Here is a 14,151-nt window from a genome sequence, read left to right on the forward strand (position 1 = left end):
AGCCGTCAATGACGGCCATTATAGATCAGCGTCATCACTTCCGCTCGGGTAGAAGGATTCGTGCGAAATGCCCCCCGCAGGGCCGACGTGACACACACGGCCCCTGGTTTGCGAATGCCCCGCACTGTCATGCATGTGTGAATGGCTTCTACAACGACGGCTACCCCTTTCGCGTCGAGCTCCTCGATCAACAGGTCGGCGATGACTTCCGTCATGCGTTCCTGGACCTGAGGACGCCGCGAAACGTCCTCCACCACCCGCGCCAGTTTGCTCAGGCCAACCACTTTTCCTCCCGGCAGGTAGGCAATGTGCGCCTTGCCCATAAAAGGCATCAAATGGTGCTCGCAAACACTCTCGAAAGTAATATCCTTAACGACGACGATTTCGTCGTATTTTTCAGTAAACACTTTCTTGAGGTGCCGACGCGGATCCAACCGCAACCCGCGGAACAGCTCGGCGTACATGCGGGCCACGCGAGCCGGAGTCTCCCGCAGACCTTCTCTGTCCGGATCTTCGCCCACAGCCAAAAGGATTTCTCGCACAGCCTTTTCAATGCGCTGCAAATCCACCTGATGATCCTGCGTGGGCGACGGTTTTTCTTTCGCCTGCTGCGTACTAGCCTCTTGGCTATCCCGCGACGATTGGGCTGCCTGAATAGCGTCAACCTCTCGGTTCATTGGTAACTACCCTCAACAATATGGCCTGGTGCGCTTCGTTTACAAAACCGGTGAGAACACAAGTCTTGCTTGGGATTGGGACATCAACTCTGGAGGAACCTCGCCCGTCGATCCCGTGCTCCGGCAGCCGGAATCCTCACATCCCCTTCTCGCGTGAATCGACAACTTTTTCCGACTATCTCAGATCAATTTAATAATCATATCTCCCAAAATGTTTCTGGACAGCTTATCTCTTGCGAAGAGTGCCGTTGAGCAGTCCCACACCCGGTTTCACTCTCGATCAGCTCCGATTCGCGATTTGCAAAATTTACCGGCCCGAGCACCATCATACCGCTTTCCTAGGCAACTCTGTAGGGACTGACGTCGCACCCCGCAAGCGGAAAGGCGAAACGACCGAACGGGTCCGATACTGGACAAGAGCCACTTCGGCCGGTATCCTACCGCAAGCACGGGGTGAGTCATGTAAAAAAAGACCACTCACCGCAAATTGTACAGTTCGCGGCTGTGAACGTTCGGCACGTGAACGGATCAATGCAAGCGATCCCGGTCATTTCCACTCGATCGACAACATCCTCGGACGATTGTTCGGAGAATGGAAATCCGGGTTACGTTTCGCGACATTAGCCAGGTTTTATTAGCATGTTGATTTTTCGGACAACGAGGAGACACCCCATGCGCAGACGCGACTTTCTCAAAATGGGAGCGGCAGGCCTGACACTATCCACCATGCCGGGTTATGCCGTGGGCTTAACTCGCACCAAACCTCGGCGCATCGGCTTGATCGGATGCGGTTGGTATGGGAAGAGCGTGCTCCTCCGCTTCCTGCAGGTAGAACCGTGCGAAGTCGTCGCCCTGGCAGACGTCGATGGTCGAATGCTCGAGGAAGCGGCTCAGATTGTGGCGGAACGACAGAAATCCGGCAAAAAGCCCCGGATATATCGTGATTTCCGCAAAATGCTGGCGGAAAACGAGTTCGATATCGTCCAGGTATCCACTCCGGATCACTGGCATGCGCTGGCCGCTATCGAGGCCATGAAAGCGGGAGCGGACGTGTATGTGGAAAAACCTATCAGCGTGGACGTGGTTGAAGGGGCTGCGATGGTGGCCGCCGCGAGGAAATACAACCGCGTGGTGCAAGTCAATACACAGCGGCGGAGCACGCCTCATCTCATCGAAGCCCGGGACCGTTTTATCAAAGAGGGCAAACTCGGCAAAATCGGCCATGTCGAAATTTATTGCTATTACCATATGAGGCGGCGGGGACAGGTTCCCGACCAACAGCCTCCTGACTACTTGGATTGGGATTTCTGGTGCGGTCCCGCGCCGTACCGCCCTTACAATCCAGCCATTCATCCCCGGGGATGGCGTTCCTTCAAAGAATTCGGCAACGGAATTATTGGAGACATGTGTATCCATATGCTGGACATGGTGCGATGGATGCTGGATCTCGGTTGGCCCAAACGGATCTCATCGGCAGGCGGCATTCTCGTGGACAAAGACAGCATGGCCAATGTTCCGGACACACAAACGGCCGTCTTCGATTTCGGCGACGCGACGGTCGTGTGGGAACATCGAACATGGGGCAAGGCTCCCAACCCTGATTATCCGTGGGGAGCGACTTTCTACGGCGACAAAGGTACTCTCCACGCGAGCGTGTTCCGTTACGATTTTATCCCGGAAGGGCAGGGGGAACCGGTCCATCAGGATGTGCAGTACGAGCTGGATGAATATCCCGAAGATCGAACGGAAAAGGACCTCGAGCGGCATGTGGCCCCGGCGATTCGCCGGCACATTCGAAACTTTCTGGACGCCGTGGATTCCAGGAGCCGCCCAGTAGCCGACATCGAGCAGGGTTTCATTTCCTCCGCCTGCTGCATCCTCGCTAATATCTCCCTGGAGCTTGGGCGCGACATCACCTGGGACCCGGAAAAGCTCCAGGTGGTCGGCGATGAGGCTGCCAACCAACGGCTGGCACGCAGCTACCGTGCCCCGTGGCAACACCCCAATCCCGAGCAGGTTTGATAACCCGGGGCACATAGAGCGTGTACGATTGCGTTTCGCACGCCCTTGCGGCGCAGCCTGCAACCAATGGAGAGTGTTGTTGTACGTTGGCGTTTTCCCCCAAGTCGCGTGAGTGCCGCAAGGGAATAGTGCTGCAGGGGTGCGTGGCTTTTGTTTATTTTGTCGAACAAGCAGAGGTGACATCATGTTTTCCCACCTTGCCCAAATGAAAGTCAGTCGTGTGCGCTGGGCGATTTTCAGTTCCTTGACCGTCAGTTGGTTATCCTTCTGGGGAAACGCCTCATTAGCAGAACCGGTCGCAGAGCGTGAAGTTACGTTCTACGTTTCTCCCCAGGGAAATGACGGCTGGTCTGGGTTATCTCGCTCCCCAGATCCCGAGCATCGCAGCGGTCCGTGGCAGACGCTCGCTCCACTTGTCCACACTTTGCATCAGCTCGGGGAAAAGAATACGCCTGTCAAGGTTAAGATTGTTTGTGAACCTGGACGGCTGGAATTGTCCGAACCCATCAACCTCCAGGGTCTTCCGAACTCAATCGCCAGTCTCGAGTTTGAAGCGGCAACGCCTGGCTCGGTTCTGTGGAGTGGCGGACGACTCCTCACGAACTGGAAACCTGCCCGTGAGGTGGCCAATATCTCGCCGCTTCTGCCTCAAGAGGCGCGCGATCATGTGTTCATCGCCGACCTCAAAGCACTCGGTATCTCAGATTACGGTTCGGCGGGAGGTGGAGGTCTCGAGCTTTTCTATTACAACCACCGAATGACATTGGGACGCTGGCCCAACGAAGGTTTTACTAAAATCGTCGACGTCCTCGGTGAACAGCCTGTCGATGTCCGTGGTGCAAAGGGTGATAAAGTCGGCAAGTTTATCTACGAAGGCGACCGCCCATCCCGCTGGCTGAAGGAAAAAGACCCCTGGGTTCACGGTTACTGGTTTTGGGACTGGTCCGATCAGCGACATCCGATTGCTGTCATTGACCCCAGTCGATCGCTGATTGCTGTTAAACCACCATACCATTACTATGGCTATCGGAAAGGACAGTGGTGGTACGCGTTCAATCTCCTCAGCGAACTCGACGCGCCGGGTGAATACTACCTGGACCGAGAGACCGGCCAGCTCTATTTCTGGCCGCCCGACTCCCCCACCGATGCCGCTCAGCTTGAAGGCGGCCAGCCCACCGTGTCTGTCATCTCGGAGATTATCCGGCTGGTTTCGGTAAAGAATGTCACCTTGCGGGGTCTCAAGCTCGCCCACTGTCGCGGGACCGCGCTGATCTGTGAGAATTGCGAAAACTGTACTGTTGAAAACTGCGAATTCCTTTTGACGGGCGGTTGGGCGGTTCAAATACGGGAAGGTCGTCAATGCGTGGTGCGTCAGAGTCATCTGCATGAGCTCGGTGAAGGGGGTGTTTCCGCCAGAGGAGGCGATCGGGCCACGCTCACGCCCGCGGGTCACGTCGTCGAGGACAACGAAATTCATCACTACGGGCAAATTCATCCCATGTATCGCGCCGGAGTGTCGATCGGCGGCGTGGGCCAGCACGTCCTCCACAATCACATTCACCATGCGCCCCACCAGGCAGTCGGTTTCTCCGGCAACAACCATACGATTTCGTGGAATGAGATCGACCATGTGTGCCTGGAATCCAACGACGCCGGAGCCATCTACGGCGGCCGCGACTGGACCATGCGAGGCACTGTCATCTCTTGCAATTACTTTCACCATATATCCGGTTTTCAAGACCGCGGATGTATGGGCGTTTACCTCGACGATATGTTCTGCGGAACCCAGATTGTCAGGAATATCTTTTATCGAGTAACACGTGCTGCATTTATCGGAGGCGGGCGTGACAATCTCGTAGAAAATAACATTTTCATCGATTGCCGGCCGGCTGTGCACGTGGACGCCCGAGGCCTTGGCTGGGCTTCCTACCACGTGCCCACCACGATGATGCAACGCCTTAAAGCCGTACCCTATCAGAGTGAGCTCTGGCGAAACTCCTATCCAGCGCTGGTCAATATCCTGGAAGATGAACCAGCCGCTCCGAAAGGCAATATCATTCGCAAAAACTTCTGCTTCGGAGGAACCTGGGCAAATATTGAGAATCGCGCACGATCGTATATCGTGATGGAAAACAATGTGACGCTTCCGCTCGAGGCCACCAGCCGTTTCTTTGTCAATCCCGAGGCAGAAGACTGGCAGCTGAAGCCAGACGCACCCGTTCAGTCCTCGCTTCCAGGTTTTGAGACAATTCCTTTTGAAGAAATCGGTCCGCGCCGCACGGATCACGCACAGGTGTCACGGCGTCATGTACTCTCCGCCAGGCTCGCGAGTTACGAAGAGAAGAAAAAAGACACGGGACCGGAACGTTGGGAACCCGTTATCAGAGAATTCGAAGAGGCGGACAAGCTTCATCCTCCACCCAAGGGAGCCATTCTTTTCGTGGGAAGTTCCAGCATCGTTCGATGGGACGTGTCTCGGTGGTTTCCCCATTGGATCGCGCTCAATCGGGGTTTTGGCGGCTCACAGATTCACGAGGTCACCCACTATGCCAAGCGCATTGTCATTCCTTATCATCCCCGATTGATTGTGTTCTATGCCGGGGATAACGACATTGCTGCCGGGGCATCGCCGGAAATCGTTTGTCGGCGCTTCGCCGATTTCCTAAAAACGATCCGTTCCGAAAGGGTCACCGCCCCCGTCATTTTTATCGGGATCAAGCCGTCGCTTGCCCGATGGCACCTTATAGAGAGGATTCGTGCCGCCAACAACGTCATTGAGGAATACTGCCGGGCGCATCCAGAATTAGACGCGTACTTCCTGGACATAGAAAAACCAATGCTGGGGCCGGATGGGCATCCACGACCAGAGCTTTTCGTCAAGGACGGACTTCATCTGAGCGATAACGGCTACGAATTGTGGTCGGAGCTTCTGAAACCGATGGTCGAGAAATTGCTGGGCAACAAGCTACCGACAAAATCTGGGTGAGTCTATCTGCTTTGCGTCCAGTGTCTCTGGCACTGCTCTTTGAGGGACAGGATTTTGCTCCGCAGTGGCTCTCCTCCCAGGTCCGGATGGAGAGTTTCGAGGAGACTCAGAACGTCCCAGGCATCCCGCGTTTTCCCCAAATTGTGGAGCAGCCAGGCCGTCATGTACTTCGCCCGAAACCACCGAGGAGATCCCTCCGGAGTTCGCCGGGCAATTTCCTGAAATTTCTGGAGGGACTCGCTTCGTAAAGCATCGTCGTCCGCATAAGCCAAGAGGAGTGCAAGATTTTCCTGGATTTCCCCATTTTCGGGAAACTCCTGGGCTAGCCGCCGCATCCACTGCAGCGACTCGTCACGCAAGTTTGCCATGACTAACAGCCGGGCATACTTCAGACCGGCTTCCAACCTCCAGTCTCGGGAATGCGCAGCATATTGCTCGATAAAGTCGGGCACCGCCGCAACAACCCATCTCGCGACAGCCTGAACTCGCTCCGGTTTTGTCCGGGAAAGTTTCCCCGTGACGCTGGTCGCCCACTCCCAGCGAACATCGAACTCCAAATTGCGAAGTTGTTCGCACCAATACTGCGCCTCTTTTTCTTGCCCCAATTGTGCCATAACCTCCAGCCAAAGGGTTATCCACTGCGATTTGACTGACATGTCTTCGCCCAACGTACGGAATTCTTTCCAAAAGTGATCCGGATCAGGAAAGCGTGTCAGCAAGATTTTTTCCGCAAGGACGGGATCTCTTCCCTCCCACAGCAACAGACGGATCGCACGCTCCTCGGCTATAAGTCGATATCGTTGATCCGCGGTACCAGTTTTGTTGGCGATGCTCCAGGTATGAAGCCGCTGGGCCACCTGGTGAGCCTCTTCGGATGAATCGTGCGCTGCTCCTTCGAAGAGAACGGCTAGGCACCGATCGAGTCCCAAAAACACTTTTTCCAGTACGGCTTGTCGTGTACTCTCTGGTAACTGTCCATTCGAATGGCCATCCTGATCAGGCGTGCGGCTTCCTCCATTCGCGCTTTCTGCTGGCAACTGCTCAAGGAAGTCCAGATACGCACCAACGGCCTCCTGTATTCTTGACTGATACTCAAGGAGTTGCGCAAGGCGAAATCGAACGAGGTAAGCCTCTTCACCCAGGGGAAATCTGTTAAGATAGTCGCGGAGTTCTGTCTCATAGGTCGTCAGGTATTTATTTTGGTCTTTTGCTACCAGCCGACCAAGATTGACGACCGCCAGAAAAGCCGCTTCAGGGGCCTTTGCGTGGCGAGGGAACTCCCGCGAAAGCGTTCTGAACCGCTGCCACGCCTCTTCATGCAGTGACTGTTCCTGTGCGATAGCCGCAGCAGCCCAACCGCACTGAAAAGCCACGTCTTCCTCCCCAGCCTTTTGTGCCACTTGGGCAACACGATCATAAGCTGCCAGGGCCTCTTGCCACCTTCCAGCCCGGTAGGCGTTGTCCGCCACATAGAGATTGAGGGTGGTGCTGCTTGCAGTGGTACTTGCGGAAGCGGCACGCGCCACGAGGAGTTCTCCCCGGTGCGTCCAGTACGTGGACCCGCTCTGTCGGAGGATTTCGACCAGCTTTTTGATTTGCGCCTCCCACTCCTCAGAACTATGATCTTTTTTCTCCATTGCAGCTTGCCAAAACCAAACAGCCGCCTCAAGCATCGCGTAGGTCAAAGGCGGTGAAGAAGCGAATTCAACTCCCGCGGCCTTCTGAAAGAGCGTTTTGGCCAGTTGCTCTTCCTTGAAGGTGGTAACCCATTGCAAACGCGCCGCAAGCAGTTGCTGCTGTTGGCGTTCAGAGAGTGCCTCATTATTGAGATTGTCCAGTATTTTCCAGGCCTCTTCCTTTTGACCGAGCAAACGCCTGACATCCGCGTAATAGAGGCGTGCGGGAAAACCCAACGGATGTGTCAGCGGCAACTCGCTGAGCATACGCAGGTTGCTCGCCGCTTCATTGAGCATAGCGAGATAGTCGTCGGACCCGGCAGGATAGGTCCGTCCCAGTTCAAACGCGGCAAGCGCTGTCCAGAGCTGGGCTTGCCTTTCGAGGCTCAGAAGTTGTTGTTCCCCAAGTCGGAGGCCCTCCGTCTCCGGCACCTTGTGCAGCCGTCTCAGTGATTCGGCAATTTTTTCACGGAGGGTCTTCAGTTTCTCCCCAGCCTTTCGGAGAATCGTTCGCGCGGGCATCATAATCTCATCCGCAGGTGAAGAGGAAGACGAAGTGGCCAGAAGAGTCAGCTCGGCTTCCTCCCGCAGGATTTTTCCCTGCTCGACGAGAACTTTGACGCCTGCCAGTCCCACGACGAGACTCCAGTCAGAATCAGCATGGTCCTTCTCGAAGCTACTGGTCAATTGCTGAGCCTGTTGCCAGCAGGCGCTCCGCCCGGCAATGTCGGCATAAAGGGCATGCTCATTGAGCGTTTCCAGAAACTGGATGGTGAGTTCCGCCTTGTCACTTGTGCTTAAGCCTGGTCTTTGCAACGAGAGCTGGCACTGATACTCGGCGATCCGAAAGAGCCGGCGAGACCGCAATGATTGAATGAACTGAAGGTCTTCCGAAATGTCCGCCGTGCCCTGCGATGGCACCAATATCAAATTTAAAAAGATAACGAGAAAAGCAGAAAACCATTTCATGAGCGCTGCGGAGCCGCTAGATGGATTCTCTGGAAACCGAGCTTTCGGCATAAATCGTACGTCTGGATGACGTCCTGCATGGAAACTTCAAAGCTTGCATCGATAACCACGGGAACATCCACGCGAACTCGAGCAACGGCCCGAAGCGTCACCCCGAGCTCGTTGAAATTGGCCATCTGCCGATTATTAAGGGTAATTTTGACCGGCTGCCCGTCAGTCAGCTTGATGACGACTTCCGTCAGATTCATAACTTCTGGTGGAAGCGACTCGACACTCCGCGATCCGCCGGCTTCATCGAGGGGAGTGGGCAGGACCTGCTCAAGCGGTGTGAATCGGGTTGTGCAGAGGAAAAAAATGATCAACTGAAAGACGACGTCGATCATAGGTGTCATCGGCAAATCCAGGTCCTGTCTCTCGTTCAAGACTGATTGCCGCCTCATGACGCATCCTGATCCACCATAAATTTGCGGTCTTCTACGGGGACATCTCCTCCCCAATAACCGCAAAGGAAACATTCCAGATGCCGCTCTCCGCACAACGAAGGAGAAGGGGTGCTATTTTTCCGTAGGGTGTCCGGCGATCCGTACGGATTCGCACCTCAATAGATTCGTTCGCCCTCCGATCCGCTGCGAGGATTTGACCCAGGCGTTCCAAATCAATTGTTTCACCACTGAGAATGAGAGTTCCATCCTGGGTCACATTAATAACCACTCGTCGGGTAGGACTTTCCACCGCTTTGTGGCCGGTCTGTGCCATGGGTAGATCCAGATCAACAGAGCTTTCCTGTTGCGCCAGATGTCCAGCCAGCAAAAAGAACAAAATAAGCTGGAAGGTTACGTCGATCATCGGCGTGAGATTGAGCTTCACCGGCAATCTAAGGGGACGCACGCTCGCTCTCATTAGTGAACAGGCCCCGAGGGCGGTGTTGTTGGAGAACCTGCAGGAGGCTTTGTTGCCAGGCGGCGCCGCCGCAAGGGTGCCAGAAGTTGCTGCAAGGCAACGGCTACCTCTGCCATCAATTCGTCCACGCGATTACGAAAATAGGCATATGCAGCCAGCGAGGGAATGGCCACGATCAAACCTTCCACGGTCGTCACAAGGGCCAGGTAAATAGCCTGTGCCAAATCCGCTGCCCGCGCGGCACCCTGCGTTTCGGCCACCGTTTTAAATGCCAGGATCATACCCACCACCGTTCCCAATAGTCCCAACATCGGGGCCAGGTTACCGATCACAGAGAGGTACTCCACCTTGCGAAGCAGTCTTGCAGTGTATTCCGTAAGCGCATCTTCGAGTGCTTTTTCCACCTGGTGCCATCCGCCTTCCCACTCGATCACCCCGGCTTTAAGCACTTCCGTGAAAATGCACGGGTTGCTCTCGCAAATCGCCACCAGCCCCTTCAGATCGCGAGCCGACAGAGCCTGCGCCAATTGGCTCAGAACCTCCGCGGGCATGAGCACCGCTTTGCGAAGCGTTATAAGCTGCTCCACAACCAGCGCACCAGCCACGAGGGAAAGGCCAATGATGAGAAACCCGACCGTCCCGCCTGCTTTGATAATCTCCCATACTCCAAACGAGGAATGCCGGGACGGCGACTCCCCGGCTTCTCTGGGAGCCAAAGGCTGATCAACCCGCGGTTCCTGTGAGTTAGTTGCTGTTCGCGCTTTCTGGGTCATTGTTTCGCCCGAGTCCGGCCTCGCTTCTGCCGACTGCGGAGGCGGAGACTTTGGTTCGGGAAGTGGCAGAAATGGTGCTGCCTCAAACCCCACTCTGAAGCCATCGAACCGCCCTGTTGGAGCCGCGCGAATTGAATTCGCGCAAAAAGGAACCGTGCAAAGGATCAACGCTCCCAGCAGGCCCACACAGCCTGCTCGCAAGCGATGCCTGATGTGTGTTGTTTCACGATCGAGCGTCTGCTGCATGGTTCCCGCTCTGCAACGCCCTAAGAGGCGTCCTCTGCGACCAACCTCGACGCTGACAAATGACCGAATTTTTCAACATCCTTTCTTTAGCCACCAATGCTCGCCAACAACCCTGAAATGCCTGACGATCGTTTCATAACCACCGTTTCCCAGCGCGGGTCACGGTCAGATTGCCTCCTGAGAAATGTTCTATCATACTGGGCGGTCTAAACGAACAGGTTCGCCCTCGCCGTTTATTTTCTCGACGCGACTGAGGAAGCTTCCCCGGTGCAGCCGAGTTTGTACCACATCACCGGGGGAGAGTGATGCTGCTTCCCGGACCACGGCTCCCTGCGGATACGTCAGCGTCATCGAGTAGCCGCGGGAAAGCACCCCCAGGGGACTGAGCGATTCGAGTCGCGCGGCCACACCGCTAAGCGTCATCCGCTTCCGCTCGAGCAGCCGGTCGCCAGCCTCCTGGAGACGCCGTTCCCATTCATCAATCTGCTGACTGCGATTGTAAATCAAATCTTTGGGAAAACGGAACACAGGACGAGAAGCCAGGCCTTCCAACTGCGTCCGCACCGCTTTCAACCGTAAATTGAGATGAGCGCGAAGTCGCATGGCGTAGCTTGTCAAGAGTGCTTCCAATTCTTCCTGGGAGGGTACCACTTTGGAAGCTGCGTCCGTAGGTGTCAATGCTCGTACATCCGCCGCCAGATCCGCGAGCGTCACGTCTATTTCATGGCCGACTGCAGACACCACCGGAATCCTTGAACTCGCAACTGCCCGCACAACACTTTCCTCATTGAATGCCCAGAGGTCCTCAATACTTCCACCACCGCGAGTGAGAACAATCACATCCAGGTTCCAATCGTATTTTTCCAGCCATTGAAATGCCTCCGTGATCTCCTCGGCAGCGCCTTCCCCCTGAACCTTCACGGGGATAATGAGCACGTCTACCGCTCGAAAGCGTCCCCGCAGGGCGGTCAGGAAATCGTGAATTGCCGCCCCTGTGGGACTTGTGACCACACCGATTCGACGGGGCCAGCGAGGTAGAGGGCGCTTCCGAGCTGCATCGAATAATCCCTCCCGCGCCAGGCGCTCTTTGAGTCGCCGGAGGGCAAGCTCTTTGGCACCCCAGCCGCTCGGCTCAATTTCCTCCACAATTAGTTGATACCGCCCGTGTGGCGGATAAACGTCCAGCCTCCCTCGGCAAAATACCTGCAAACCGTCATGCAGGTCGAACGTGAGCCGTTCGCGCTGCGATCGCCAGATGACGGCCGGCAGTTGCGCCCCTTCATCTTTGAGTGTGAAATAACAATGGCCCGACCTGGCCACTGACAAATCTGCCACCTCTCCAATGACGGCCACACTGGCAAACACATTCTCCAAGACCTCTTTGACGAGGACTGTCAGTTCAGAGACCGTAAAAACGTGCGACTGACTATCGAATAACCGCGATGGAAAAATATACTCGTCTGACATCGCTGTCCCGAAATAATCACAGAGATAAGGATGCGCTCAATTTGACAGTTTTTTCGATGGATAACCAAAATCTTTATAAGCCAGTGGGAAGCTATCGTTTAAAAGGCTTTGCCTAGTATGCCGACCGATTCAACGGATCCACACCAATTGCGATGCCTTCTCGACGACATTCCCAAGGTGGATGAGCCGCCCGGGCCTTGAACAGGGCCATCTCATTCTCCCGAGACTCGCCACTCTCAGCCCACTCCTCAGCGGCCTCCGTCAGCACATTTAACTGGTTCTCCAGCATTTGGCGATAATATTCGATGCCTTCTCTATCCAGGTTCTGCGGAATCGTGATGGGTGCGCTGGTGATGGCACGCGCCCTCGAAAACGGCCGCGGAATGGCAAACCGATCCCAACTGTTCAAACGCCACGGTTTATTGTACCCAAACCCCATTAGCACAATCGGTACCCCCAACCGCGATGCCACGTAGACTGCCCCCGGAGCCATCTGTCGCCGTGGTCCACGAGGACCATCGGGTGTAATCGTGAGATGGCGACACCGTCCGACATCCAGTAATTGACGAAGGGCCTGATCGCCTCCCCGACGGCTTGAACCCCGAACAAAATCAAATCCCAAAACCTTGGCCACTTCGGTCAACAAATTCGCATCTCTGTGCCGGGATACGAGCATTGTTAAATAACAATGTCCCCGTAAATAAAGCGGAAATAGAATATATTCATGCCAAAACAGATAGAGTTTTGGGCCTATACATTCAGGATATACAGGGTCGATACTGCGATCTTCGTAACACACCCGGTAGTCCAGTGTACTCATCCAGGTACGGAGGAGCAGCGCTGTCACGTGGGCAGCCACCCTCACAGGCCATTTCGGCGATCCATCTCCGGAAAGCTTACCTGGCTGCGCCATAGCGGTTTATCTAGTCGGCTCAATGTCAGCAGGCCATTCACCGGTGAATACAGTTGTCGCCGGTCCCGTCATGAGCACACTGCCCGATGGTGCCCATTCTATCAAAAGTTCGCCGCCCGGAAGGTGAACGGTCAATTTTCGTTGTGTTCGCTCAGTAAGAACTCCTGCCACGCATACGGCGCACGCACCGGTGCCACAGGCCAGCGTTTCGCCTGATCCGCGTTCCCAAACCCGCACGTCCACCCGCTGGGGTGAACAAACCCGAACGAACTCCACATTCACGCGCTGGGGAAACGCAGAATGCTTTTCGATGATCGGACCGAGCCGGCGAAAAGTTTGGTCCGTAAGGTCTTCAGTAAAGATCACACAGTGGGGATTCCCCATGGATACGCATGTCACGTTCAGGCAAGTTCCGTCGTCCAGAATCAGAGGAGCCTCAACGACCGGATTGCCCGGCAGTGTTGTGGGGATTCGCGCTGCATCGAGAATTGGCTCACCCATATCGACGGTGACATCCGTAACCCGGCCCTCTTGCACGTTGAGCTGCAGACGCAAAATGCCTCGTCCAGTTTCAATCGTCAGTGGATTCCGTCGGCTCAGCCCTCTCTCGAAGACATACTTGGCTACGCATCGCACGCCATTGCCGCACATCTCTGCTTCGGAACCATCGGCATTGAAGATCCGCATCCGTGCGTCAGCCACTTCCGAGGGAAGAATCAGAATGAGTCCATCACCGCCGATTCCGAAGTGGCGGTCGGAGATCCTCGGCGCGAGAAGCTCGGGTGCCTCGGGAAGGGATTGTTCAAAGCAATCGACGAAAATGTAATCGTTTCCAATGCCGTGCATTTTCACAAATTTCATCCGTCCGCTCCTTTATCCGCACGATGTTCTCCTCGCAAACGTTGATTGTACATGCCAGTCACATTTCGATGGAGCAGAATGCGGATCGGACTCGTTATGAATCCTCCGTGACCACCATGGTTGTTCTCTTACCGTACAACAGCCCTCTCCTTGGAGGTCACCGCTAGAATGGTTCTGTTTCCAATCTCCCGGACTTTACGCCTCAACTCATCCAGTCAAATCGATAAGGCGTCCTAGCTCACCGTGCGGATCGCCCGGATTCCGCTTTTGATCTTCAACTTCATCCGTTTTCTGCGACGCAGGGGGTAATTCCCAGGGACGGCGGCCGTCAGCATCGCGTTCTTCTGTCTCGTGATTTTCACCGTCCGTCTCGCCAATTCCTGCGGCGGCCTCTGCCTGCCGATCTGCTGCCACACGCCTCTCCTGGCTTTCGCGCAGCACCTGGTTGGTGTCGGTTTCATTTTTTCCCTGAGCCAAGGGTGTACCGGCGATCGCGGAGATAATGGGGCCAAGAGGTCCAACACTCATCGTGCCACCTCCTCACTGATATTGTGTCGTCACAGTCGAGGAGGAAGAACCCTTTGCCGCATTCTCTGCAAGTTGCTACTTTCTTCCTCGTCCCATCAAACCTATGCTTATTCCACCTGATCGAAAGCTCGTC

Annotated in this window: 11 protein-coding genes; 2 read left to right on the forward strand and 9 right to left on the reverse strand. The window is 55.3% G+C overall.

Annotation, left to right across the window (positions count from 1 at the left end):
• Window positions 1-5: 5 nt before the first annotated feature.
• Window positions 6-677, reverse strand: a complete 672-nt coding sequence (gene folE, locus ABJK56_RS09690; protein WP_347244463.1) for a GTP cyclohydrolase I FolE — start codon at window positions 675-677, stop codon at window positions 6-8.
• 672 nt (window positions 678-1,349) lie between these two features.
• On the opposite strand from folE, the gene ABJK56_RS09695 reads away from it, so the two are divergent.
• Both ABJK56_RS09695 and ABJK56_RS09700 read left to right on the forward strand, forming a co-directional pair.
• The gene (locus tag ABJK56_RS09695) at window positions 1,350-2,699 is read left to right on the forward strand and encodes a Gfo/Idh/MocA family oxidoreductase (RefSeq protein ID WP_347244464.1); all 1,350 of its coding nucleotides are present in this window, start codon (window positions 1,350-1,352) and stop codon (window positions 2,697-2,699) included.
• A 184-nt stretch (window positions 2,700-2,883) separates the two neighbouring features.
• Window positions 2,884-5,685: a GDSL-type esterase/lipase family protein gene (locus ABJK56_RS09700; protein ID WP_347244465.1), complete on the forward strand. Its 2,802-nt coding sequence runs from the start codon at window positions 2,884-2,886 to the stop codon at window positions 5,683-5,685.
• A 2-nt stretch (window positions 5,686-5,687) separates the two neighbouring features.
• On the opposite strand, the gene ABJK56_RS09705 is transcribed toward ABJK56_RS09700, so the two are convergent.
• The 8 genes from ABJK56_RS09705 to ABJK56_RS09740 all read right to left on the reverse strand — a co-directional run bounded on the left by ABJK56_RS09705 (window position 5,688) and on the right by ABJK56_RS09740 (window position 14,018).
• Window positions 5,688-8,330, reverse strand: a complete 2,643-nt coding sequence (locus ABJK56_RS09705) for a hypothetical protein (protein ID WP_347244466.1) — start codon at window positions 8,328-8,330, stop codon at window positions 5,688-5,690.
• Window positions 8,327-8,770, reverse strand: coding sequence for a biopolymer transporter ExbD (locus tag ABJK56_RS09710; protein ID WP_347244467.1), 444 nt, complete (start codon window positions 8,768-8,770; stop codon window positions 8,327-8,329). Before ABJK56_RS09710 ends, ABJK56_RS09705 begins: the two co-directional genes overlap by 4 nt.
• Window positions 8,771-8,804: 34 nt before the next feature.
• Window positions 8,805-9,218, reverse strand: coding sequence for a biopolymer transporter ExbD (locus tag ABJK56_RS09715; protein ID WP_347244468.1), 414 nt, complete (start codon window positions 9,216-9,218; stop codon window positions 8,805-8,807).
• Window positions 9,219-9,229: 11 nt separating this feature from the next.
• The gene (locus ABJK56_RS09720; protein ID WP_347244469.1) at window positions 9,230-10,003 is read right to left on the reverse strand and encodes a MotA/TolQ/ExbB proton channel family protein; all 774 of its coding nucleotides are present in this window, start codon (window positions 10,001-10,003) and stop codon (window positions 9,230-9,232) included.
• A gap of 438 nt (window positions 10,004-10,441) precedes the next feature.
• Window positions 10,442-11,716 (reverse strand): exodeoxyribonuclease VII large subunit, encoded by a 1,275-nt coding sequence (gene xseA / locus ABJK56_RS09725; protein WP_347244470.1) that lies wholly within the window; start codon window positions 11,714-11,716, stop codon window positions 10,442-10,444.
• Window positions 11,717-11,828: 112 nt separating this feature from the next.
• A complete protein-coding gene (locus tag ABJK56_RS09730; RefSeq protein WP_347244471.1) occupies window positions 11,829-12,629 on the reverse strand; it encodes a lysophospholipid acyltransferase family protein in 801 nt (266 codons plus the stop codon).
• Between the two features lie 6 nt (window positions 12,630-12,635).
• Entirely contained in the window at window positions 12,636-13,490 is an 855-nt protein-coding gene (gene dapF, locus ABJK56_RS09735) for a diaminopimelate epimerase (RefSeq protein ID WP_347244472.1), read from the reverse strand.
• Window positions 13,491-13,697: 207 nt separating this feature from the next.
• On the reverse strand, window positions 13,698-14,018 hold the full coding sequence (locus ABJK56_RS09740; protein ID WP_347244473.1) for a hypothetical protein: 321 nt from the start codon (window positions 14,016-14,018) through the stop codon (window positions 13,698-13,700).
• Window positions 14,019-14,151: the final 133 nt, after the last annotated feature.

It is taken from the genome of Thermogutta sp. (assembly GCF_039793925.1).
Classification (GTDB): domain Bacteria; phylum Planctomycetota; class Planctomycetia; order Pirellulales; family Thermoguttaceae; genus Thermogutta.